The sequence below is a fragment of the Stenotrophomonas sp. YJH_SMC_127 genome, from assembly GCF_059372445.1.
The window spans coordinates 36,122-59,623 of the sequence record NZ_JCAFVO010000012.1 but is presented as its reverse complement, the minus strand read 5'-3'; the positions used below and the strand labels follow the sequence as shown (position 1 = coordinate 59,623).

Sequence of the window (23,502 nt, the reverse complement as noted above, 5' to 3'; positions counted from 1 at the left end):
GGTCATGTCGGCTACATCGCCAGGCCCGAGCATGCCGGAAACCCGGAGGCCCGCCATGCGCTATGCCATCGTCACCGAGACCTATCCACCGGAAGTGAACGGCGTCGCCCTCACCGTGCAGGGGCTGGAACAAGGTCTGCGCGCAGCCGGGCACGAGATCGACCTGGTCCGCCCCCGCCAGTCCAGCGAAGCGCTGGATTCGGCACCCGGCACCTTGCTGGTTCCCGGCGCCGCCCTGCCCCGCTACCCCGGCCTGCGTTTCGGACTGCCGGCACCGATCCGGCTGGGCCGCCATTGGCAGAAACAACGCCCGGATGCGGTCTACATCGCCACCGAAGGTCCGCTCGGCTGGTCGGCACTGCGCACTGCGCGCCGCCTCGGCATTCCGGTCGCCAGCGGCTTCCACACCCGCTTCGACGAGTACCTGCCCGACTACGGCGTGGCGTGGCTTCAGGCCGCAGCCATGCGCTGGATGCGCCGTTTCCACAACCAGGCCGATGCCACCCTGGTGCCGACCCGCGAGCTGCAGCAGTTCCTCGGCGAACAGGGCTTCGAGCGCGTGCGCCTGCTGGCCCGCGCGGTGGACAGCCAGCAGTTCGATCCGGGACGGCGCGATCCCGCGCTGCGCGAGGAATGGGGCGTGGATGGCAACGGCCTGGTGGCGATCTATGTCGGCCGCATCGCTGCCGAAAAGAACCTCGGCCTGGCAGTGAAGGCATTCCGCCGGCTGCAGCAGATCCGGCCCAAGGCACGCTTCGTGTGGGTCGGTGATGGCCCGGCCCGCGAGAAGCTGGCACATGAAAACCCCGACTTCATCTTCTGTGGCATCCAGCGCGGCGATGCGCTGGCCCGGCACTTCGCCAGCGGCGATCTGTTCCTGTTCCCCAGCCGCAGCGAGACGTTCGGCAACGTGACCCTGGAAAGCATGGCCAGCGGTGTGGCCACCGTGGCCTTCGACTACGGCGCCGCGCGCGAGTACCTGCGCAATGGCGAGAACGGCGCAGCCGTGGACAGCGACGATCAGTTCATCGATGCCGCCGTGCGACTGGCCGCCGATGACACGCAGCGCCGCGAACTGGGCGGCAATGCCGCACGGGCGATGAAGCGCCTGCATCCACAACAGGTGGTGGCCGAGTTCGATGCACTGCTGGCCGAACTGGCACAGTCGCGGAGGAACGGCCATGCGCACTACGCCGCTTGAGCTGCTGGCCGGGCGCGAAGCACGCTGGTGCCGGCGCGCAAACCACTACTGCCGGCGGCGCCGCGTGCGTCGCCTGTTCGCGGTCATCAGCCGGCTCGGCGATGGCGTGTTCTGGTACGTACTGATGGCCGCGCTGGTGGTGCTGGACGGCTTCGACGGCCTGCGCGCCTCGGTGCACATGGCCGCCACGGGCCTGGCCGCGCTGCTGCTGTACAAGGTCCTCAAGCGCTGGACCCGGCGCCCGCGGCCCTACGCGGCCGACCTGCGCATCCGCGCCTGGGTGGCGCCGCTGGACGAGTTCAGTTTCCCCTCCGGACACACCCTGCATGCGGTGTCGTTCACCATCGTGGCACTGGCCTACTACCCGTGGCTGGCGCCGCTGCTGGTGCCGTTCACCCTCGGCGTCGCACTGTCACGGGTGGTGCTCGGCCTGCACTATCCCTCCGACGTGCTTGCCGCCACGGGCATCGCCGTCCTGCTGGCTTCGGCCAGCCTGACCTGGCTGCCGCTGCCGGTATAGCCCCGGGGTCAGATCCTTTTCCTTCGGAAAAGAGATCTGACCCCCACAATACCGGCGGCGCCACCATCATCATTGATGGCCTAGAATGCGGGCATGACCACGCTGTTCATTTCAGACCTGCACCTGGACCCCAGCCGTCCGGAGATCACCGACCTGTTCCTGCGCTTCCTGCGCGAGCAGGCGCCCGGCGCCGATGCGCTGTACATCCTCGGCGACCTGTTCGAGGCCTGGATCGGCGACGACACGCCCTCGCCCGCCGCCGACACGGTGGCCGATGCGTTGAAGGTGCTGTCCGACAGCGGCGTGCCGGTGTACTTCATCCGCGGCAACCGCGACTTCCTGCTCGGTGAGGACTACGCGCGCCGTGCCGGCCTGCGCATCCTGCCCGACCCGTGCATGATCGAACTGTACGGCCGCGCGGTGCTGCTGCAGCACGGTGACCTGCTGTGCACCGATGACATTCCCTACCAGCAGTTCCGTGCACAGACGCGCGACCCGGTATTCCAGGCGCAGTTCCTGTCGCAGCCGCTGGCCGCACGCATCGCGTTCGCGCAGAAGGCGCGCGAAGCCAGCCAGGCGCGCCAGTCCGAGATGAAGCAGGACGATCGTGCGCAGTTCGAGTCGGTGACCGACGTGGCCCCGGCCGAAGTCGATGCCACCTTCGTGCGCCATGGCGTGGACACCATGATCCATGGCCATACCCATCGGCCGGCGATCCACACGCTGCAGGCCGGTGGTCGCGAGCGCACCCGCATCGTGCTGGGTGACTGGTACGAACAGGGTTCGGTGCTGCGCGTGGATGCCAGCGGCTGGACGCTGGATACGCTCGCGCGCGAATAACGGATCGCAAGGTGCCAACCAAGGTTGGCATCTACCAGAGCAGGTGCATGCGCCCGGGTAGACGCCGGCCTTGGTCGGCGCCTGGACAGTGTCAGCGGAAGGCCGCGATGGTGCCCTTGGTGTTGACCAGCACGCGCTGGTTGTCGGCGGTGCTGGCGTTGCCCATCGGGATGCCGTTGTAGCTGATGTTGGGGTTGGACCAGTAGTTCAGGCGCGGGCAGCTGCGGGTGCAGTTGTAGGCCATGATCGTGCGCCAGCCGGTGCCGGTGGCCGGCTCGTAGCGGTAGCCGTGGCCATAGGCATAGGGCGAGGTGCTCGAGTCGGTGGCGATGTCATGCCGCGCACTCTGCAGATGGCCGATCTCGTGCGCGAACGAGTAATAGCCGGTCGCGCAATCCCAGTACACGGCCGCGAACGCGGTCGACGCCGTCGAGCCGATGCCCGAGGCCAGGCCGCAGTAGGCGGTGTTGTTGATCAGCAGCACGCCCACATCAGCCGTGTAGGTATTCCGGCTGGTGTGGATGCTGTCCATGTAGCCATCGCTGGTGCCACGGAAACGCGCCAGGTCTGTATCGAAGCTGCCCGATTCGGTGTAACTGGTGGTTTCGTAGCGGGCCAGTTCCATGGTGATGCCGACGTTGCTGTTGACATAGCCCTGGTTCGATTCGGCCACGGCCAGCTGCACCAGTGACTGCATGTTGCCGCCATAGGCGGCGACGGCGGCATTGGTCGCCACCACCAGCACGCGGATGGTGGCCGGCGTGCCGGACGACGCCTGCGCGATGCCGAGGCGATCGTTGTTGCCCATCGGGATCTTCGGCAGCTGGTTGTAATCGGCCGGATGGTCGGCCGGCATCCGCGACTCGTCCACTTCCACAAGCACGTGGCGGTTGCCCAGCGGGCGCAGGCGGTACAGCTTTCCATCCTTGCGGATCGAGCCGGTGATGGTATCGCCCGAGCGCACCAGGATCAGCGAATTGCCGGGGTCGTCCTGGCCGTTGGAGGTGGCCGCGGTCAGCTTGTCCGAGGGCGAACGGAACTGGCCATACCAGATGCTGCCGCCATCGGGCAGCGCTTCCACCTTGCTGCGCACGGCCTGCACGCGCTGGCCGAGCAGTTCGAATTCCAGCTGCGGCTGTGCAGTCGCGGCTGCATCAACGCGCACTTCCTGTACCGTCGCGGTGGACGGGGTGGCCAGCAGCTTGCCCAGCGCGGGCTCACTGTTTGCCGATGCGCGGCTGATGACCGTCACCGGCTCGAACAACGGTGCCGCATGCGCGGCCGCCGCCACCGACAAACCCAACACCAGGCCACCTGCCGCTTTGCCAATCGATCTGGACAACATTGCGTCGCTCCTTGAATGATGTGAACAGCGTTGATGCAGCACGACCCGGTTTGCCGGGTTTGGCCATATGGCCTGCGCGGCTCGTGTGAATTCAATAGGCGAGTGGAGTGAAAGTCAGGATTTGTGATCGACCGCATCTGCGTTCAGTCAGGTCAAAAGCGTCACTACACTTCGCCAACACACCACTTTCGCGCTACCGTGACGCAGCCACGACGGGGAATGCACATGGCACCATCGCAGGGCACGGACGAAGATGTCGGCTTGCTGCGGATCGGCCTGTTCTTCGATGGCACCCGCAACAACGCGCACAACCTCGCGCGTGGTCGACCACAGCAGCCGCGACCGCGCCCGGCGCAGCTGCGTGCGGATGATGATTCGACCTACCAGAGCCGGCTGACCAGCAGCTACGACAACGGCCTGACCAACATCGCACGCCTGCAGCAGCTGTACCCGGACAGCCGCCGCGATGCGATGGCCACGCCTTCGCTGTCGATCTACGTGGAAGGTGTCGGTACCCGCGATGACGCCGACGACGACCTGATCGGACTGGCGTTCGGTATCGGCGCCAGCGGCGTCCGCGCAAAGGTGCAGCGCGCGCTGCAGGTGGTGCTGCCGGCTGCGCTTGCAGAACTGTCCACGCGTTGGCGGCAACCGCTGCGTCGCGTGCAGCTGGATCTGTTCGGGTTCTCTCGAGGCGCTGCCGCCGCACGTGATATCGCCAACCAGCTGCAGGGCTGGGATACCACGCGTTGGCGGCAACTGCTGCAGTCGTCCGGCCTGGTCTGTACGCCGGACTTCGCCCCTGCCCTTCCGGTGCTGCGATTCATGGGCCTGTTCGATACCGTGGCTGCGGTCAGCGGTGGCCGCGCCGACGAACAACCGCAGCTTGCCCTGTCCAGTGGCATCGCTGCGCGCGTGGTGCAGTTGACCGCGCGCGACGAGCATCGCCAGCACTATCCGCTGACCACGGTGGCACCGCCGTTCACCGAGATCGCTTTGCCCGGCGTGCACGCCAACATCGGCGGAGGCTACAACCAGCTGGAGGAAGGCCCCAAGCTGCTCAGCCGCCCACGTCGCCAGCAGCTGCGCCGCCCCGCCGTTGCCGACTACCAGATTCCCCCGCTGGCGATGCTGCAGGCCACCACGGCTTACGCTGAAACGCAGGCCGATGCCGAGCGCTGGCGGCAGCAGCTGGGCGTGGACGAAAAGGAAGTGTGGGTGGATGTCTGGCACCAGTGGCAGCAGCAGCGCCGCGCCGGCAGCCGCAGCGTGCTGCTGTCCCCGGTGCTGTACGTGACTGCCGCCGTGGTACTGCGGCGGCGCATCGACTGGCGCTACCAGTTGATCGCGCTGCAGGTGATGCAGCAGCATGCCATCGATGCCGGCGTGACCTGGCGCGCCAGCGCTGCCGAGATTCCCGGCTGGGAACTGCCGTCGGCCCTGCAACCGATCGCACGGCGGCTGGTGGCAGGGCAGGCGTTGACCCAGACCCAGGAGGCGCTGCTGCGCCGACGCTACCTGATGCAGTCGGCGCACTGGAATTTCGACGCGCTGGGCGACACCGCCCTGACCTATGCCGCCGATGCCGGCGTCAGCGAACTGCCCTACCGGCCCGGTCCCGGCCTGTTCTACATCAACCGGCCCACCGTGGATGGCAAGCGCGTGGTGCTGCCCAACGCATGAAAAAGGGGACGGAGGGGATTAAGTCGTTTGTGCCACAAACGACTTAATCCCCTCCGTCCCCTTTTGTTCAACCGGCCTGTTCGACCAGGTTGGCGAGCTCGTCGGCGTCGAAGCCGGCCAGCAGGCGCGCTTCGATGTTGAACGGCCCGTGCAGGTAGCCGCCGGCGTATTCCACCAGCAGCGCCTTGAAGCGCGCACGCGGCTCGACGCCGGCGCGATCGCAGTACCAGCGGTACCAGCGCGAACCGGCGGCAACGTGCGCCACTTCCTCGCGCAGGATCACTTCCAGTACGTCGGCGGTTTCACCATCACCGACATTGCGCAGCTTCTCGATCATGCCCGGTGTCACGTCCAGGCCGCGCGCTTCCAGCACGCGCGGTACCAGGGCCATGCGCGCCAGGCCGTCATGCGCGGTCTTTTCGCACATTTCCCACAGGCCGTTGTGCGCGGGGAAATCGGCGTAGTCGTGGCCATGCGCCTGCAGGCGCTCGCGCAGCAGCATGAAGTGCCGCGATTCGTCGTCGGCACAACTGACCCAGTCGGCATGGAACGCTGGCGGCAGGCCGCGGAATCGGTACACCGCATCCCAGGCCAGGTCGATCGCGTTGAGTTCGATGTGGGCGATGGCGTGGATGAAGGCGGCGCGTCCTTCCACGCCGCCCAGCCCGCGCCGGGGCACTTCGCGCGGATGCACCAGCACCAGCCGTGCCGGCCGGCCAGGCATGCGGATCGGTTCCGGCGGCGGCGCATCGGCAGCCACCTTCAGGCGGCCGGCACGGAACGCGGCGGCATACGCCTGGGTCAACGCGACCTTGCGCAGCGGGTCGGCTTCGGCCAGGCACTGCTGCGCTGCGCGCAGCAGGTCGCCACCAACGTCGGGTACATCGACCACGCCTGGACCTCAGGCGCGGCGCTTGTGCTTGGCGTCGTCCGAACGCAGCTGCTGGATGCGCTCGAAGTAGCCCGGCTCGATACCCGTCGGGTAGTGGCCGTTGAAGCAGGACGAATCGAAGTTGCGCAGCGCCGGGTTGCCCTCGCTCACCGCCGCTTCCATGTCCTCCAGGTCCTGGTAGATCAGCCAGTCGCAGCCCAGGTGGGCCTCGATCTCTTCCACGGTGCGGTTGTGCGCGACCAGCTCTTCGGCCGCCGGCATGTCGATGCCGTAGATGTTCGGGTAGCGCACCGGCGGTGCCGCGCTGGCCAGGTAGACCTTGCGCGCGCCCGCATCACGGGCCATCTGCACGATCTGCTGGCTGGTGGTGCCACGCACGATCGAGTCGTCCACCAGCAGCACCACGCGATTGCGGAACTCCAGGTGGATCGGGTTGAGCTTGCGGCGCACCGACTTCACGCGTTCGCCCTGGCCCGGCATGATGAAGGTGCGGCCGATGTAGCGGTTCTTGATGAAGCCTTCGCGGTACTTCACCCCGAGCACGTTGGAGATCTCCAGCGCGGCATCACGCGAGGTATCCGGGATCGGGATGATGGTGTCGATATCGTGGTCCGGGCGCAGGCGCAGGATCTTCTCGCCCAGCTTGATGCCCATGCGCATGCGCGCCTTGTGCACCGAGACGTTGTCGATCATCGAGTCCGGACGCGCGAAGTACACGTACTCGAAGATGCACGGGGTGTGCTCGGCCGGCTCGGCGCAGATTTCCGAGAACAGCTCGCCGCGGGCGGTGATCACCAGGGCTTCGCCCGGCTGCACATCGCGCACGCGCTGGAAGCCCAGCACGTCCAGCGCGGCCGACTCGGAGGCCACGATGTACTCGTCGCCCTCGGCATGGCTGCGCTTGCCCAGCACCAGCGGACGGATGCCGTGCGGGTCGCGGAAGGCCACCAGGCCCAGGCCCAGCACCACGCTGACCACCGCATAGCCGCCCTTGCAGCGGCGGTGCACGCCAGCCACCGCGCGGATCGCGGCTTCCGGGCTCAGCTGGCGCTGCTGTTCCAGCTCATAGGCGAACACGTTCAACAGCACTTCGCTGTCCGAATCGGTGTTGACGTTGCGGCGGTCCTGCTCGAACACCTGCTGGCGCAGCGCCTCGGTGTTGATCAGGTTGCCGTTGTGGGCCAGCGCGATGCCGTACGGCGAGTTGACGTAGAACGGCTGCGCCTCGTCCATGCCTTCCGAGCCGGCCGTCGGGTAGCGCACATGGGCGATGCCGACGCTGCCTTCCAGGGTGGACATGGTGCGTGCATCGAACACATCGCGGACCAGGCCGGTGGCCTTCTGCACCCGCAGGCGGCTGCCATTGGCCGTGGCGATGCCCGCGGCATCCTGGCCGCGATGCTGGAGAACGGTCAAGCCGTCATACAACTGCCCGGCGACGTTCTGGTTGCCGACGATTCCGACGATGCCACACATGGTGCGAAGTCTCCGCTGGGCTGTGCCCAGTTACAAGGAAGGTGGCCGTACCTGGCCGCGGTGGTCGCCGCGCCTGCGGTCGACATTGGCCGGATCGCCCGGCTCGATACTGTCTGGCAGTGCTGGGGCGTCCGGGCGCACTTCGGCCGGATCGTATGCGTCGCCCTGTTCCGCTTTCGCGGGCCGCAGCCATCCGCTGCCCGCCACTACCTGGTTGAGGATGCCATTATCGCCTGCCGCGCCCGGCTTTCCCAGATCGGCGCCTGCGCTCTTCCCCAGCTCCATCAATGCAGATGGGGACAGCATGTCGGTCGGCAAGGTCTTGGGCAGCAGATCGGCGCCGGGCACCTGCCAGTGCGGCAGCTTCCCGTTCATCCAGGCCACGGCCGGGTTCAGCACCGGGCGGACCGCCGAGCGCTTCCAGGAGGGTTCGGCGGTCAGCGGGGTGAAGCCGGCCAGCAGCACCAGGATCGCCGCGATCAGGCCGCCACGCACGGCGCCCAGCACGCCGCCCAGCAACCGGTCCAGGCTGGTCAGCATGCTGCGATGGATCATCGCCTTGATGACCATGCCGATCACCGCGACCACGATCATCACGCCAATGCCCACGCCCAGGTAGCCGCCAACGAAATGCTCGCCGCCGGGTGCGGCCGGGGCCGCCCACCAGCGTGCCGCATCGTTGCCGAAGGCGAAGGCCGCCCACGCGGCCAGCAGCCACGACAGCGTGCCGATGACGATTCCAACAAAGCCACGCAGCATCCCGAGCAGGGTCGAGGCGGCGATCACGATCAGCAGCACCACGTCGATCATGGCGCCCCGCTCCTTCGGCGGCGCTGGCAACGGGCCTGCGCGTGGATCATGGGTGCGGTCGGACCATGCCGGCCACGCCGACCTTGGCGGCGACCTGCGCCTTCAGCTGCTCGGCGTCAGCGCGGTTGGCCACCGGTCCGACGCGGACGCGATGCAGCGTGCCCTTTTCAGTGCGTACCTGCTCGACGAAAGCACTGAAGCCGGCGGCGCGGACCTTGTCGCGCAGCGCGTTGGCATCGTTGGCCTGGCCGAACGCGCCCAACTGCACGGCGAAGCCGACGCCACTGGCTGCCGGTGCTGTCGGCGTGGCAGGCGCCGGCTTGTTGGCGGCGGCCTCCGGCTTCGGCTCGGGCTTGGCGTCCGGCTTCGGAGCCTCGGGCTTCGGTGCCGGCTTGGGCGGCTCTGGTTTGGTGGTCGCCGTCGGCGTGCTTGGCAGCAGGCTTTCGCTGCGCACCGGGTTGCTGGTGGCCGACGGTGTGGTGGCCGCGGCCGGGGTGCTGGTGGTCGGCGCCGGCGTGGCGGCAACCGTCGCACTGCTGCCTGCCGCCGCATCCAGGGTGATGACTTCTGCCTTCACATCGGCGCGGATCTTGACCGCCTGCAGGCGCGCGGCTTCGGCCTGGGCACGGTCGGCATACGGCCCGACACGCACACGCCACGCCTGGCGCCCGCTGATGGTGGTGGTTTCGGCGAAGCCTGGCAGCTGCGAGCGCTGCAGGTAGGCGATCACCGCATCGGCGTCGGCCTTGCTGCCGTAGGCGCCAAACGTGACGGCGAAGTTGCCGGCGGCAACCGCCGGAGACGTGTCCACGGTCGGCGGCGTAGCCGGCGCGGCCGTCTCCTGCAGCGGCTTGGCCTGCCCGGTCTGCAGGCCGGTGGCTCCACCGGCCGGAGCAACCAGCGGCAGCTCACGGGTTTCGAACTGGCCATCGGCCGGTGCGTCCGGCGCGGCGATCGGCACCGAGGCCACACCGCTGTCCGGCGCCGGTCCCTTGACCAGCATCGGCAGGAAAATCACGGCCAGCGCCACCAGCACGATGGCACCAATCAGACGCTGTTTCAGAGGCGTATCCACGTGAGGCGGCAACTGTCCGGAGGTTGCGGTCGATTATACGGGTGCCGGACCGGACGGCGTCGGCATTGGCTGAACGCGGATCAGGCGGCGCCCTGCAACCATTGCAGCGCGGCAGCGGCGGTATGGAAGGAACCGAACACCAGCACGCGGTCACCGCGCCCGGCCTGGGCCAGTACCTGTGCCAGCGCCTGCTCGACGGTATCAGCGCGCTGGGCCTTGGCCGCCGCCGTACCGGCCAGGCGGGCCTGCAACTGGGCAGCACTCTGCCCGCGCGGGCCGTCCAGTCCGGCCAGGGTCCACTCGCCGACCACGTCCTGCAGCGCCTGCACAACGCCCGCCGCGTCCTTGTCCTGCAGCGCGGCGTACACCGCCAGGGTGCGCCCGGCCGACGCTTCGGCCTTCAGCGCGCGCGCCAGCTGGCCCGCCGCCTGCGGGTTGTGCCCGACATCGACACGGACCTGCACGCCGTCACGCTCGAACGCCTGCAGGCGGCCAGAGATGCGCGCCGCCGCGACACCAGCAGCCCACGCCGCACGCGGCACCGGCTTGTCCAGCGCGCGCAGCGCAGCGATGGCGGCACCCGCGTTGGCCAGCTGGATCGGGCCGGCCATCGCCGGGGTCGGCAGTTCCATGCGCAGGCCGACATCGCGCCAGCGCCAGCGCTGGGCATCGATTGGTTCGTAGAAATAATCGCTGCCGCCGCGGATCGCGTTGGCGCCGACCAGGTAGGCACGTGCGAGCACGCTCGACGGCGGGTCGGTCTCGCCCAGGATCACCGGCTTCCAGCCACGGATGATGCCGGCCTTCTCGGTGCCGATCGCTTCGCGGTCCCCGCCCAGCCATTCGGCATGGTCGATGTCCACGGTGGTGATCACCGCCACGTCAGCGTCGACGATGTTGACCGCATCCAGGCGACCGCCCAGGCCCACTTCCAGCACCGCCAGGTCCAGCCCGGCGTCGGCGAACAGCTGCAGCGCGGCCAGCGTGCCGTACTCGAAATAGGTCAGCGTGATATCGCCACGCGCGGCCTCGATGGTGTTGAAGGCGGCGGCCAGCGCCGCATCCTCCACATCGTGGCCGTCGATGCGCACGCGCTCGTTGTAGCGCAGCAGGTGCGGCGAGGTGTACGCGCCGACCTTCCAGCCGGCAGCACGCGCGATGGCTTCGATGAAGGCCACGGTGGAGCCCTTGCCGTTGGTGCCACCGACCACGATGGTGCGCTGGGCCGGCGCCCCCAGGCCCATCGCCGTGGCCACGGCGCGCACGCGCTCCAGGCCCATGTCGATGGTCGCCGGGTGCTGGCGTTCAATGTAGTCCAGCCAGTCGGCCAGGGTGGTCGGGGTGTTCGTCACGGCAGCGGTTCCAGCAGAAGCAGTTGATGCGAGGGGATGGATCAGAGTGCGCGGTGCTTGGCTTCGCCAAAGAACGGCGTGTGGTGGGCACAGTCGTTCAGGCGCACCACTTCCAGGCTGTCCAGGTCGGCGCCTTCGAGCAGGTTGAGCGTGGTCGGCGCCTGGCGGAAGGTCCACAGGCGGGAGATCGGCAGGCCCAGCACCCTGCACAGGATCACGCGGTTGACCGCGTCATGGGCGACCACCAGCAGGGTGTCGTGCTCGCCGAGGCCTTCGGTGGCGCGGGCCAGGCCCCGCCAACTGCGCTCCAGCACCAGGCGCAGCGATTCACCGCCGGGCATCAGCACGGTGTCCGGCTCCTCGCGCCACGCCTTCAGGCGCGACGGGTCCTTTTCGTTGATTTCGCTGGCCAGCAGGCCTTCCCACTCGCCGTGGGCGATTTCCTGCAGCTCCGGCTCGGTCAGCAACATGTCGGCACGGGCGGCACCGAGTGCCAGCTGCGCGGTGCGCTGCGCGCGCGACAGCGGCGAGGCGACGGCACGGGTGATGTCCACCGAGGCCAGGCGGGCGCCCAGGGCCTGGGCCTGGGCTTCACCGATCGGCGAAAGCGGGATGTCGATCTGGCCCTGGTAGCGGCCTTCGGCGTTCCACGGCGTTTCGCCGTGGCGGGCAAGCAGGATGCGCATGCGTGCAAGGGGTCCTGGGGGGAGGAGGTTTCCGCGTTTCGTTCACATCCTGTGAAGTACGCGGAACAGGGATGATACCCGTTCGGCGCACCGGGCCGTGCCGGGCATGAAAAAACCCCGCGACGTGGATCGCGGGGTTTTGGAAACTCCGGCTATCTGGTCGGGGTTGCCGGCCAGCGGCCGGCACTACCGCAACGGGTTTATTTCGCCAGGTTCAGTTCCTTCAGCAGCGCCGGCGCCGGCGCCACTTCCTGCATGATCCACTGCATGTAGCGGCTGTCGACCGCGATCATGCGGGTCATCACCGGGTCGAACACCCAGTTGGAGCTGACCGATTCCCAGTTGCCGTCGAAGGCCAGGCCGACCAGCTTGCCGTTGGCGTCCAGCACCGGCGAACCCGAGTTGCCACCGGTGATGTCCAGGTTGGACAGGAAGTTCACCGGCACCGAGCCCACGCGCTTGTCTTCCAGGCCGCCGTAGCGCTTGGCCTTGACCGCGTCGAGCAGGGCCTTGGGCGCATCGAACGGATCGACGCCGGTGTCCTTGGCGACGATGCCCTCCAGCGTGGTGAACGGGGTGTAGGCCACGCCGTCCCTGGGCTCATAGCCCATCACGTTGCCGAAAGTGATGCGCAGCGACAGGTTGGCATCCGGGTACACGAACTCGCCCTGGCTCTTCTTGTAGTCAGCCAGTGCCTGCAGGTACAGCGGACGTGCGGTCAGCGACTCGCCTTCGCGGATCTTCTTCTGCTCTTCCTGCTTCAGCAGCGACGGCATGATCGCCACCGCGTACTGGATGGCCGGATCGGTGCTGGCTTCGAACGCGGCGCGGTCGGCCTTGAACCACTTCAGGCGTGCATCCAGGCTGCCCAGCTCAGTGCCCGACAGCTTGCTCACCAGTGCCTTGACCGCGCTGGCATCGCTGCCGCCCAGCCAGGTGTTCAGCACGTCGTTGTTGCGCTGCGCGGCCGGCAGGGCGACGTACTGGTCCAGCCAGTAGGTCTGCAGCTGCTGGTCCATCTTCGCCACATAGCGGCGATCCATCTGCTTCAGGCCGCCTTCCAGGGTCGGCAGGTCGCGCTGCTGGTAGCCGACCTCGCGCTCGGCGTCCGGCTTGGTGCGCTCGATCGACAGGCGGTACAGGCCGATGGCGGCGTTGACCGCCGAGGTGTTGTTGAACTGGCCGACGAACAGATCGCGCTCGCGGGTCGCCTTGCTGGTATCCAGGTGCTTGACCAGCTGCGCGTGCGCTGCCAAGGCCGGCTTGCCGGCGGCGCCCTGCTTCTTCAGCCAGGCCAGCACGGCGGCTTCTTCAGCCTGCTTCTGGCCAGCAGCGTCGATGCGCTTGAAGCCTTCCAGCTGGCCGGCGTAGTTCTTGGCCACGTTGTTCATGCTGGCCGCGGTGGCGGCGTACTTCACCTTGACGTCGGCGTCGGCCTTGCCCGCCTCATCGATCATCTTCAACACTGCGTTGTAGTGCCTGGCGATGGTCGGGTAGGTCCAGCTGGCGGTTTCGTTGAACTCACCGGCCAGCGCGTAGCGGTTGGTGCGGCCCGGATAGCCTGCCACCATCACGAAGTCACCGGCGCCCAGCGGCTGGTCGGTGAACTTCAGGAAGTGCTTGGGCTGGTACGGCACGTTGTCGGCCGAGAATGCGGCCGGCTTGCCGTCCTTGCCGACGTAGGCGCGGTAGAACGAGAAGTCGCCGGTGTGGCGCGGCCACATCCAGTTGTCGACGTCGCCGCCGTACTTGCCGACGCTGCCCGGGGGCGCGTAGACCAGGCGCACGTCCTTGATTTCCATGTTGCGGAACAGTCGGTAGGTGTTGCCGCCGGAGAAGGTGTACAGGCGGCAGCGGAAGCCGTCCTCGGCTTCACACGCGGCGACCTGGGCCTTGTCGAAGGCGTCCAGCGCACGGCTGCGGGCCAGCGGGTCGTTGCCGGCGGCGGCAATGGCGGCCTTGGCCTGGGCGGTGACGTCGGTGATCTGGTCGAGCACGTAGACGCGGGCGTTCGGGCCGGCGCTCAGTTCATCGCTGTGCTTCGGCGCGTTGAAGCCGTCCTTGATCAGGTTCTTCTCGGCGGTCGAATTCAGCTGGATCGCACCGTAGGCGCAGTGGTGGTTGGTGACCACCAGGCCCTGCGGCGACACGAAGCTGGCGGTGCAGCCGCCGAGGGCGACGACCGCGCCCATCGGGTCGCCGGTGAGGTTGGACAGCTGCTCCGGGGACAGCTTCAGGCCGGCCTTCTGCAACGGACCGGCGATTTCCGGCAGCTGCTGCGGCACCCACATGCCTTCAGCGGCATGGGCGACCTGGGCCAGCCCGAGGCTGGCGACGATGGAGAATGCAAGCAGGTTCGAGCGCATGGAGCAGCCCCTGGTAGTGGAACCCTCGATTGTAGCCCGCCGCCCTGCCCCGGCCCGAACCCCGGAAGTCATGGGCCTACTTCTTGCTCTGCCATGCGCACATCGGCCGCGCACATGGAATCGTCCAGAGGGGGCGTGGTCACCCTGGCCGGGACCGTTGGCGCCATGGGCCGGGCGCATGCGACTGGCGGGTTGGGCAGGACGCCCAACCCCGGTCTTGCCGTGTGCGCAGGATAGCGCGCACGAGCAAGGCGCCGTCGAGCACCATGGATGGGCTTTTGCGTGTCCCGGCCAGGGTGACCGCGCGCCCTCCCCAGGAATCAAGGAGGCGCTGCTGTTTGCAGCACGTTCGAAACGCCCGTCGGCGCACGCCTTTCGTTCCGCCATTGCACCCGCAGCGCAACATGGGAAATCCGCGCGGCACCCTATAATCCGCGCTTTCCCCCTGATGAGTTCCACCCCGATGGCGCAGCAAACGATGAAGGCCCTGGTCAAGCGCGAAGCGGCCAAGGGCATCTGGCTGGAAGAAGTTCCGGTTCCGACCCCGGGCCCGAACGAGGTCCTGATCAAGCTGGAAAAGACCGCGATCTGCGGCACCGACCTGCACATCTACCTGTGGGACGAGTGGAGCCAGCGCACCATCAAGCCGGGCCTGACCATCGGCCATGAGTTCGTCGGCCGCATTGCCGCGCTCGGCTCGGCGGTGACCGGCTATGAGATCGGCCAGCGCGTCTCGGCCGAAGGTCACATCGTCTGTGGCCATTGCCGCAACTGCCGTGGCGGCCGCCCGCACCTGTGCCCGAACACCGTCGGCATCGGCGTCAACGTCAACGGCGCCTTCGCCGAATACATGGTGATGCCGGCCAGCAACCTGTGGCCGATTCCGGACCAGATCCCGTCGGAACTGGCCGCGTTCTTCGACCCGTACGGCAATGCCGCACACTGCGCGCTGGAATTCGACGTGATCGGCGAAGACGTGCTGATCACCGGCGCCGGTCCGATCGGCATCATCGCCGCCGGCATCTGCAAGCACATCGGTGCGCGCAACGTGGTGGTGACCGACGTCAACGACTTCCGCCTGAAGCTGGCCGCCGACATGGGCGCCACCCGCGTGGTCAACGTCGCCAACCAGTCGCTGAAGGACGTGATGAAGGAGCTGCACATGGAGGGCTTCGACGTGGGCCTGGAAATGAGCGGCAACCCGCGCGCGTTCAACGACATGCTCGACTGCATGTACCACGGCGGCAAGATCGCCATGCTCGGCATCATGCCCAAGGGCGCCGGCTGCGACTGGGACAAGATCATCTTCAAGGGCCTGACCGTGCAGGGCATCTACGGCCGCAAGATGTACGAGACCTGGTACAAGATGACCCAGCTGGTGCTGTCCGGCTTCCCGCTCGGCAAGGTGATGACCCACCAGCTGCCGATCGACGAGTTCCAGAAGGGCTTCGACCTGATGGAAGAAGGCAAGGCCGGCAAGGTTGTTTTGAGCTGGAATTGACCCTTCGCCGTGCGCGATGGGTGGGTGCCGAGCTTGCTCGGCACACCTTGAAATTGAAAAAGGCGCCCGATGGGCGCCTTTTTCTTTGGTGTTGCCGGCCAGCGGCCGGCACTACCCGTAACGCCTTCGGCGTTACTTGCCGACGGCGACGCTCAGCATCACCCGGCTGTGGGCCAGCTTGCCGGAATTGTCACGGCCGTTGCCGTCGGTGCCGTAGTAGCCCAGGCCGACGTTGAACAGGCCGAACTGGCGCGCGACGCCGACGTTCCAGTCGGTGTAGTCCTTGGCGATGCCGTCCTCGAAGGTGCTGCGACCGACGTTGGCATTCAGGGTGAAGTCCTTCGGCAGGCCCCAGCTGCCGCCCAGGCCGAAGTACCAGCCATCGGTGCTGCTGTTCCAGACATCGTTGGTGTAGGCCACCGTCAGCTTGTAGGTGTCATCCAGCGTGGTGGTGGTGATCAGCTCGTTGTAGTTCTGGTGGCTGGACTTCAGGTAGGTGTAGCGGTTCAGCAGCACGTCGAAGTTGACGCGCTCGGTGACGTCCACGCCGTAGCCGATCAGGTAGTCGACCTCGGTCTTCGGGTCACCCGCACCAAAATCCACGCCCGAGCCCCACACGCCTGCGTACAGGCCAACCGGGCTGGTGTAGGTGAAACCGGCCTGCAGGGTCGGATCCTCGTCGGTCTGCGACACACCACGGAACAGGTAATCGGAAACAGCGGTGACGTTCCAGCTGTACGGCGATTCGTTTTCCTGGGCGCTGGCGGCGAACGGGGCGGCCAGGGTCAGGGCAGCGGCAATGGCGAGGCAGGCACGGGCGTGCTTCATGGGCGTCTCCGAGGGTGGCGGGGGCGGGAAGGGGGAGCGGGCAACCGGCGCCAGACAGGCGCAGTTCACGAATTTTTAACCCGTTTGCTATTGCGATGCAACATGTGCCACCCGTGGCGGTGCCCTGCCCGGCCCGGTCGAAGGCCGTCGTAGCCCGGTAGAATCAACGGTTTCCCCGTTCAGAGCCGTGCCCACGCCATGACCGACGCCTCCTCCGCCCTGACCCGCCACTACGCCGAGGAACTGGACGCCATCCGCGCCCAGGGCCTGTTCAAGTCCGAGCGGATCATCACCAGCCCGCAGTCGGCCGAGATCACCCTCGAGGATGGCCGCAAGGTGCTGAACTTCTGTGCCAACAACTACCTGGGCCTGGCCGACCATCCGGACCTGATCCAGGCCGCCAAGGATGCGCTGGATACCCACGGCTTCGGCATGGCCTCGGTGCGCTTCATCTGCGGCACCCAGGACCTGCACAAGCAGCTGGAGAAGCAGATCGCCGATTTCTTCGGCAAGCAGGACACCATCCTGTACGCGGCCTGCTTCGATGCCAACGGTGGCCTGTTCGAGCCGCTGCTCGGCGAGAACGACGCGATCATTTCCGACGCGCTGAACCATGCTTCGATCATCGACGGCGTGCGCCTGTGCAAGGCCAAGCGCTTCCGCTACGCCAACTGCGACATGGCCGATCTGGAAGCGCAGCTGCAGGCCGCCGATGCCGCAGGCTGCAAGACCAAGCTGATCACCACCGATGGCGTATTCTCGATGGACGGCTTCATCGCGCCGCTGGACGAGATCACCGCGCTGGCGAAGAAGTACAACGCGCTGGTACACATCGACGAATGCCACGCCACCGGCTTCCTTGGCGCTACCGGCCGTGGTTCGGCCGAGGTCAAGGGCGTGCTGGAGAAGATCGACATCATCACCGGCACTCTGGGCAAGGCCATGGGCGGCGCACTGGGCGGCTTCACCTGCGCCAGCGCCGAGGTGATCGAACTGCTGCGCCAGCGCTCGCGCCCGTACCTGTTCTCCAACTCGCTGCCGCCGCATGTGGTGGCCGCCGGCATCAAGGCGTTCGAAATGCTGGCTGCCGCTGACGACCTTCGCAGCACGCTGGCCGAGAACACCGCCTACTTCCGCGAGAAGATGACCGCCGCCGGTTTCGACGTGAAGCCGGGCGTGCATCCGATCAACCCGGTAATGCTGTATGACGCACCGTTGGCGCAGAAATTCGCCGAGCGCCTGCTGGAAGAAGGCATCTACGCGATCGGCTTCTTCTTCCCGGTGGTGCCCAAGGGCCAGGCCCGCATCCGGACCCAGATCAGCGCCGCGCACAGCCGCGAGCACCTGGATCGCGCGATCGATGCGTTCACCCGCATTGGTGTCGAACTGGGCGTGGTCAAGGGCTGATCATGCCGGGGTCGGATCCCTTTCCTGCGGAAAAGGCCCTGACCCCGCTGGTCAAAGCGTGCCGACCAAGGTCGGCACCTACCGGGCTGGATGGCTGCCGACCACGGTCGGCACCCGCCGTGGCCTGAGGGCGTGCCGGCCAGGGTCGGCACCGCCAGGCGTCACTTCTTTTTCTTCTTGCCCTTCGGCTCTTCCTTGCTGGCCACCACTACCGGCTTGGCGGCGGCGTCCTGGCCGTTGCCCTTGGCAACGCGGATGCCGTTGGCCTTCATCCAGGCATCGAACTCATCGGCGGTCATCTTCTTGTCGCCGTTGCTCATCAGGAAGCGGTAACTGCCGCGACCATCCAGCTCCGGGGTCTTCACTTCCACCACCGGGGTCTCGGCAGGCGTTTCCGCCTTGGCCACCTTCTTGTGGCCGCCACAGGCGGCCAGCAGCACCATCGGCAGCAGCAGGCCTGCGCAGCGCAGGGTTTGGTTGAGGGTCGGGTGGTACATGGGCAGGCTCCGTTCGGAAAATTCAGCAACCAGGCGCCCCCTACGCCTGGAACGGTGGCCGGCAACTGCCGGCCGCGGGCGATGATCAGCCCGGTGCAGCGGCCCCCAGCCGCTGCTGGTCGCTGACCTCCAGCACCCGCCATTGCCCCTTGCCGAGATCGCCGAGCAGCAGCCCACCGATCGCGACCCGGACCAGGCGCAGCACCTGCAGGTCGAAGGCCGCCAACAGGCGGCGGATATGGCGGTTGCGTCCCTCGTCGAGGACCACCTCCAGCCATGCGGTCTTGTCGCCACTGCGCAGTACGCGCACGGCCTGGGCGACGAGGAACTCGCCCTCGTCCTCGACACCGGCGCGCAGCGCGGCCAGGGTGTCCTCATCGGGAAGACGATCCACCTGCACGTGATAGGTCTTCTGTGGGCCGGTCTCCGGATCGGTCAGGCGCGCCGCCCACTGCGGATCATTGCTGAACAACAACAGCCCTTCGCTGGCCTTGTCCAGGCGCCCGACCGGCGCGATCCACGGCAGGCCGGCACCATCGAAGCAGCGATACACCGTGTCGCGACCACGCTCGTCCTGCGCCGTGGTCACCACGCCGCGCGGCTTGTTGAGCATCAGGTACAGGCGCTGCGGCGCATCCATCGGCCGGCCATCGACTTCGATCGGCGGGTGCGGACTGGCAATCGGGAACTCGGGATCACGGATGATGCGGCCGGACACGCGCACGCGGCCCTCGGCAATCCAGCGCGCGGCCTCGCTGCGTGAGCACACGCCGGCCTTGGACAGCACGCGCGCCAGGCCATGGCGCACGCCATTGGAGACATCCGGAACCGCACGCCCACGCGGTGCGTGGGAGCGGGCAGCGGGGGCAGCAGGTGGGCGGCGCGTGCGCAAGCCTCTGCTCCCCGCCGCGCTTACTTCTTGTCGACCGGCTTGGTCTCAGCCGGTGCTTCGGCCGCAGCCGGAGTGGCGGCCGGAGCCGGACGCGCCTTGACCACACGCACGCCACGCGCCTTCATCCAGGCGTCGAACTCTTCGGCGGTCATGCGCTTGCCGTTCTGGCTCATGTCGAAGCGCCAGGGCGTGTTGTCGAATTCGGTCTGCGGCTTGTAGGCCGCCGGATCGTTCGGCTTCACCGCCGGTGCGCTCGGAATGGCCTTGGCGATGTTCTGGCACCCATCGATGCGCAGGCGCTGCAGCACCTGGTCCAGCGACTGCGACGGATCGTAGTTGCTGCTCAGCACGCCGGCCGGCATGCCCAGCTGGTTGCCACGGATGTAGAGCTCGTCGGCCACCGGCGCGATGGTCGTGGCCGGCAACGGCAGCGGCGAGGCGCTGGTGTTGACCGAGCAATCGACCGCAGCGTGGGCGGCGGGAACCAGGGCCAGCGCCAGGAAGGCGGCCGATGCAGAGCGCAGCATGAAGGGCATCCAGGAAAGGAAGTGACGCGGCGAGTTTAGCAATGCCGCGACAGCTTTCAAGCGCCACTTTCAATGAATACGGCAACTCATTGGTTTTATGGGCAAAATCCCGACGAACGGTTACTCCCGCGCCTGAAACGCCGGGTTCCGGACCGCAGAAACAACAAGACCCGGCCGAAGCCGGGTCCTGCTGTGTCCTACTGGCAGAGCGTCAGAACTTAGTTCTGGACGTTCAGCTCGGTACGACGGTTCTTGGCGCGACCTTCCGGGTTGTCCGAACCATCCGGGTTGGTGTTCGGAGCAATCGGACGGCTCTCGCCGTAGCCGATCGGGCCGACCAGGCGACCGGCGTCGACGCCGTTCTTGGTCAGGTAGTTGTACACGGCGGTGGCGCGACGCTCCGACAGCTTCTGGTTGTAAGCGTCGGTACCCTTCGAGTCGGTGTGACCGGCAACTTCAACGCGCAGATCCGGGTAACGCTTCAGGATCTCGGTGGCTTCGCTCAGGATCGCCACGGCGTCCGGACGCAGGTTCGACTTGTCGAAGTCGAAGTTGACGCCCTTCAGGTCGATGGAGACCGGAACCGGGCAACCGTCCGGACCGATGGTCTGACCCGGCTGCGAGTTCGGGCACTTGTCGTCGCAGTTGTTGACGCCGTCACCGTCGTCATCCAGGTCGGCGCAGCTCGGGGCAACCGGAGCCGGAGCCGGAGCAGCCGCGACCGGAGCCGGGCCCAGCGGGATCACGACGCCGACCGAAGCCAGCACGTCGCCGAACCAGCTCTCGTCCTTGGCGGCGATGCTCTGGTCGTCGAAGTCAGCGCGGTAGGCCACTTCGGCGCGGACAGCAACACGCTTCTCGAAGGTGGTCTGCAGGCCGACGCCCAGCTTGGCGGCAACGTTGCCGTCCTTACGCTGGCGCGGACCGTTGTTGTCGATTGCAGCGTACTCTTCTTCCGACTTCTGGTAGCCCAGGCCACCGACGATGTACGGGTTCCAGCCGCGGCCTTCCTTGATGAAGTGGCGACGCAGGTCCAGCGAGACGCCGTACTGCGACCAGTTCAGGTCCTGGTTGCTGTCGAAGTTCGGGTTCTGGTAGTTCAGTTCACCGTCCAGCGACCAGTTCGGGCTGATGAACTTACCCAGGCCCAGGGTCACGAACGGAGCGTCATTGGTCAGACGGTCGCTGTCCTGGAAGTTGAAGCCGGCCGAACCGGTCAGGTACCAGCGGTCATCGAACTCCTGCGCCGAAGCTGCCTGGGCGAAAGCCAGGCCGCCCAGCAGCGCGGCAGTAAGGATCTTCTTGTTCATTGAGTACAGCTCCTATTTCGGGGGTATGAAACCGGTAGAGGCATGGGCCAGCACTAGTGCGTCGATGTACGACAGCCGATTCAGCACGCCACCGCCGCGAACATTATGCTCAGGCGGGTGAAGGCCATGTTAACAGTCCCGTAACATGTGAAGTGTTGCGCCCGACCGTCGACCGGTCCGACGTTGAAACCCTATACAGGATGATGAAAATCCGCAAGACCCACACGCTGCAAGGGTTTGACGGGGTTTAAGCGCGAAAACCGACATACTGCGCAGCACATTGCATCGCACGGTTCAGCAGGTTTGCGGAAACGTGAGGAACCTTATGATGGGATCACGAACCCAGCCGGAGCCGTGATGAAAGCCGTCGCCCTGAGTCGTGAATACGCACCTGCCCTGCGTGATGTCCTGCTGCCGCCGCCGCTGCCTCCTCGCGGCCGCGATCTGCTGGTGCGGATCGAAGCGGTATCGGTCAACCCCGTCGATGGCAAGCAGCGGGCCGCTACCGATCCGGCCACCCTTGAGGTTCCCCGGGTGCTCGGCTGGGACGCCGCCGGTGTGGTCGAAGCCATCGGTGACGAGGCCAGCCTGTTCGCCTCTGGTGACGAGGTCTACTTCGCCGGTGACGTTACCCGGCCGGGCTGCAACGCCCAGTACCAGTGGGTGGACGAGCGCCTGGTCGCCCGCAAGCCGACCACGCTCGATTTCGCCGAAGCCGCCGCACTACCCCTGACCACGCTGACCGCCTGGGAGCTGTTGTTCCAGCGCATGCCGCTGCATCTGGATGATCGCCGCCATGGCGGCCAGCACCTGCTGGTGATCGGCGGTGCGGGAGGCGTGGGCTCGATGGCGATCCAGCTGGCCCGCCATGCCGGCTTCGAGGTGATCGCCACCGCCTCGCGCGAGGCCTCGATCGACTGGTGCCGGCAGATGGGGGCCACGCATGTGATCGACCATCGGCAGCCGCTGCAGCCCCAGCTGCAGGCACTGGGCATCGACGCAGTGCAGGTGGCGCTCAACCTGGCCGACACCGATCACTACTGGGACGAACTGGGCCAGCTGCTGGCACCACAGGGCCATGTCGGCCTGATCGTGGAGCCGCGTGGCGCACTGCGCATCGGCGATCCGTACAAGGCCAAATGCATCGGCATCCATTGGGAGTTCATGTTCGCGCGCTCGCGCTTCGCCACCGCCGACTGCATCGAACAGCATCGCATCCTCAGCCGCGCCGCCAGCATGATCGATGCCGGCCAGCTGCGTGGCACGCTCAGTGAAACGCTGGGCACGATCAATGCGGCCAACCTGGACATCGCGCATCAGCGCCTGGCCAGCGGGCACACGGTGGGCAAGCTGGCGCTGGTGGGCTGGGACGACTGACGCCGTGATGTAGGCCGAGCCCACGCCAGGCTGCTACGCCTGCCGCCACCAGCAGAGCACGGGCGCGGCCCTGCACAACCGCCCGCATGCAGGATCGGCGCTGCCTGTACCAGCGGATTGGCTGGGATCTGTATCTATGGCCTCAAGGAAATCAGGGATACGGTGGAAACAGATATCCTCTCCCCCGAGCCCACCATGCCTACCGCCCTGCCCCTGCGCCTGCTGCAACTGATCACCGGCCTGTTCCTGTATGGCTTCGGTGCCTCGCTGATGATCCGTGCCGCCATCGGCGTGGCGCCCTGGGACGTGCTGTCGCAGGGCATCGCCGCACAGACGCCGCTGTCCTTCGGGCTGGCGACCAATGTCATCGGCGCACTGGTGCTGTTGCTGTGGTGGCCACTGCGCCAGAAGCCGGGCGTCGGCACGGTGCTCAACGTGATGCTGATCGGTCCCTCCGCACAGTTCGGGTTGTGGCTGCTGCCACCGGCCATCGGCGTGGGCTGGCAGCTGGCGATGTTCTGTGCAGGCATGCTGCTGGTCGCGCTGGCCACCGGCCTGTACATCGGCGCCCGCCTCGGCCCGGGACCGCGCGATGGCTTGATGACTGGCCTGCATGCCCGCACCGGTTGGCCGATCTGGAAGGTGCGCAGCCTGATCGAAGGCAGCGTATTGCTGCTGGGCTGGTGGCTGGGCGGCAATGTCGGCCTCGGCACCCTCGCCTTCGCCCTGCTGATCGGCCCGCTGTGCGGCGTCACGCTGGGCTGGTTCGGGATCGGCCGCCCCCCGGTCGTACCCGCCGCTGCCCGGCAGCCGCAATCACCCTGAGCTGCCCCGTACCCGGCCAGCGGCCGGCACGACCGCCCCGGAGTTCGGGGGCGCCGCCGCCGGCGCCATCCAGCGGCCCTTGCCCCGGCCGC

The 23,502-nt window shown here is 67.1% G+C and carries 21 protein-coding genes; 8 read left to right on the top strand and 13 right to left on the bottom strand.

Annotated elements, in window-relative coordinates; genetic code table 11:
• Window positions 1-55: 55 nt before the first annotated feature.
• From AC5QAB_RS19530 to lpxH, 3 genes are all read left to right on the top strand, one after another.
• Window positions 56-1,201 (top strand): glycosyltransferase, encoded by a 1,146-nt coding sequence (locus AC5QAB_RS19530; protein ID WP_197561977.1) that lies wholly within the window; start codon window positions 56-58, stop codon window positions 1,199-1,201.
• On the top strand, window positions 1,182-1,721 hold the full coding sequence (locus AC5QAB_RS19525; RefSeq protein ID WP_100449389.1) for a phosphatase PAP2 family protein: 540 nt from the start codon (window positions 1,182-1,184) through the stop codon (window positions 1,719-1,721). The genes AC5QAB_RS19530 and AC5QAB_RS19525 overlap by 20 nt, the downstream gene beginning before the upstream one ends.
• Before the next feature lie 93 nt (window positions 1,722-1,814).
• On the top strand, window positions 1,815-2,561 hold the full coding sequence (gene lpxH, locus AC5QAB_RS19520; protein WP_032955937.1) for a UDP-2,3-diacylglucosamine diphosphatase: 747 nt from the start codon (window positions 1,815-1,817) through the stop codon (window positions 2,559-2,561).
• A 91-nt stretch (window positions 2,562-2,652) separates the two neighbouring features.
• Here the strand turns inward: lpxH and AC5QAB_RS19515 are convergent, their stop codons facing one another.
• Window positions 2,653-3,906 (bottom strand): M12 family metallo-peptidase, encoded by a 1,254-nt coding sequence (locus AC5QAB_RS19515; protein WP_197561691.1) that lies wholly within the window; start codon window positions 3,904-3,906, stop codon window positions 2,653-2,655.
• A gap of 225 nt (window positions 3,907-4,131) precedes the next feature.
• Between AC5QAB_RS19515 and AC5QAB_RS19510 the strand changes: the two genes are divergently transcribed.
• Window positions 4,132-5,589, top strand: a complete 1,458-nt coding sequence (locus AC5QAB_RS19510) for a DUF2235 domain-containing protein (RefSeq protein WP_197561690.1) — start codon at window positions 4,132-4,134, stop codon at window positions 5,587-5,589.
• A 67-nt stretch (window positions 5,590-5,656) separates the two neighbouring features.
• Here AC5QAB_RS19510 and AC5QAB_RS19505 read toward each other — a convergent pair whose 3' ends face one another.
• The 7 genes from AC5QAB_RS19505 to AC5QAB_RS19475 all read right to left on the bottom strand — a co-directional run bounded on the left by AC5QAB_RS19505 (window position 5,657) and on the right by AC5QAB_RS19475 (window position 14,246).
• Complete coding sequence (locus tag AC5QAB_RS19505) at window positions 5,657-6,481, bottom strand: ferritin-like domain-containing protein (protein ID WP_126411770.1); 825 nt, start codon at window positions 6,479-6,481, stop codon at window positions 5,657-5,659.
• A gap of 9 nt (window positions 6,482-6,490) precedes the next feature.
• Window positions 6,491-7,957 (bottom strand): amidophosphoribosyltransferase, encoded by a 1,467-nt coding sequence (gene purF / locus AC5QAB_RS19500; protein ID WP_005408246.1) that lies wholly within the window; start codon window positions 7,955-7,957, stop codon window positions 6,491-6,493.
• Window positions 7,958-7,987: 30 nt separating this feature from the next.
• Window positions 7,988-8,767 carry a CvpA family protein gene (locus tag AC5QAB_RS19495; protein ID WP_014036126.1) on the bottom strand — a complete coding sequence of 260 codons (780 nt, stop codon included), beginning with the start codon at window positions 8,765-8,767 and terminating at the stop codon, window positions 7,988-7,990.
• A 46-nt stretch (window positions 8,768-8,813) separates the two neighbouring features.
• Entirely contained in the window at window positions 8,814-9,842 is a 1,029-nt protein-coding gene (locus AC5QAB_RS19490; protein WP_478426384.1) for an SPOR domain-containing protein, read from the bottom strand.
• Window positions 9,843-9,922: 80 nt separating this feature from the next.
• Entirely contained in the window at window positions 9,923-11,194 is a 1,272-nt protein-coding gene (gene folC / locus AC5QAB_RS19485) for a bifunctional tetrahydrofolate synthase/dihydrofolate synthase (protein ID WP_495233575.1), read from the bottom strand.
• Window positions 11,195-11,235: 41 nt separating this feature from the next.
• On the bottom strand, window positions 11,236-11,880 hold the full coding sequence (locus AC5QAB_RS19480) for a histidine phosphatase family protein (RefSeq protein WP_049440278.1): 645 nt from the start codon (window positions 11,878-11,880) through the stop codon (window positions 11,236-11,238).
• 200 nt (window positions 11,881-12,080) lie between these two features.
• Window positions 12,081-14,246, bottom strand: coding sequence for a S46 family peptidase (locus AC5QAB_RS19475; RefSeq protein ID WP_046429104.1), 2,166 nt, complete (start codon window positions 14,244-14,246; stop codon window positions 12,081-12,083).
• A gap of 478 nt (window positions 14,247-14,724) precedes the next feature.
• On the opposite strand from AC5QAB_RS19475, the gene tdh reads away from it, so the two are divergent.
• On the top strand, window positions 14,725-15,747 hold the full coding sequence (gene tdh, locus AC5QAB_RS19470) for an L-threonine 3-dehydrogenase (RefSeq protein WP_032955954.1): 1,023 nt from the start codon (window positions 14,725-14,727) through the stop codon (window positions 15,745-15,747).
• 132 nt (window positions 15,748-15,879) lie between these two features.
• On the opposite strand, the gene AC5QAB_RS19465 is transcribed toward tdh, so the two are convergent.
• Window positions 15,880-16,575, bottom strand: a complete 696-nt coding sequence (locus AC5QAB_RS19465) for a TorF family putative porin (protein ID WP_005412357.1) — start codon at window positions 16,573-16,575, stop codon at window positions 15,880-15,882.
• A gap of 198 nt (window positions 16,576-16,773) precedes the next feature.
• Between AC5QAB_RS19465 and kbl the strand changes: the two genes are divergently transcribed.
• Complete coding sequence (gene kbl / locus AC5QAB_RS19460) at window positions 16,774-17,982, top strand: glycine C-acetyltransferase (protein ID WP_495233574.1); 1,209 nt, start codon at window positions 16,774-16,776, stop codon at window positions 17,980-17,982.
• 161 nt (window positions 17,983-18,143) lie between these two features.
• On the opposite strand, the gene AC5QAB_RS19455 is transcribed toward kbl, so the two are convergent.
• The 4 genes from AC5QAB_RS19455 to AC5QAB_RS19440 form a co-directional block, all read right to left on the bottom strand.
• Window positions 18,144-18,479 carry a hypothetical protein gene (locus AC5QAB_RS19455; RefSeq protein WP_005415439.1) on the bottom strand — a complete coding sequence of 112 codons (336 nt, stop codon included), beginning with the start codon at window positions 18,477-18,479 and terminating at the stop codon, window positions 18,144-18,146.
• Window positions 18,480-18,564: 85 nt separating this feature from the next.
• Window positions 18,565-19,371 (bottom strand): pseudouridine synthase, encoded by an 807-nt coding sequence (locus AC5QAB_RS19450; protein ID WP_219634426.1) that lies wholly within the window; start codon window positions 19,369-19,371, stop codon window positions 18,565-18,567.
• A gap of 20 nt (window positions 19,372-19,391) precedes the next feature.
• Window positions 19,392-19,898, bottom strand: coding sequence for a hypothetical protein (locus tag AC5QAB_RS19445; RefSeq protein ID WP_014646073.1), 507 nt, complete (start codon window positions 19,896-19,898; stop codon window positions 19,392-19,394).
• Window positions 19,899-20,116: 218 nt separating this feature from the next.
• The gene (locus tag AC5QAB_RS19440; RefSeq protein WP_014646072.1) at window positions 20,117-21,208 is read right to left on the bottom strand and encodes an OmpA family protein; all 1,092 of its coding nucleotides are present in this window, start codon (window positions 21,206-21,208) and stop codon (window positions 20,117-20,119) included.
• A 357-nt stretch (window positions 21,209-21,565) separates the two neighbouring features.
• On the opposite strand from AC5QAB_RS19440, the gene AC5QAB_RS19435 reads away from it, so the two are divergent.
• Window positions 21,566-22,585 carry a zinc-binding alcohol dehydrogenase family protein gene (locus tag AC5QAB_RS19435; RefSeq protein WP_032955885.1) on the top strand — a complete coding sequence of 340 codons (1,020 nt, stop codon included), beginning with the start codon at window positions 21,566-21,568 and terminating at the stop codon, window positions 22,583-22,585.
• Between the two features lie 195 nt (window positions 22,586-22,780).
• Window positions 22,781-23,410, top strand: coding sequence for a membrane protein YczE (yczE, locus tag AC5QAB_RS19430; RefSeq protein ID WP_014646070.1), 630 nt, complete (start codon window positions 22,781-22,783; stop codon window positions 23,408-23,410).
• Window positions 23,411-23,502 lie beyond the last annotated feature (92 nt).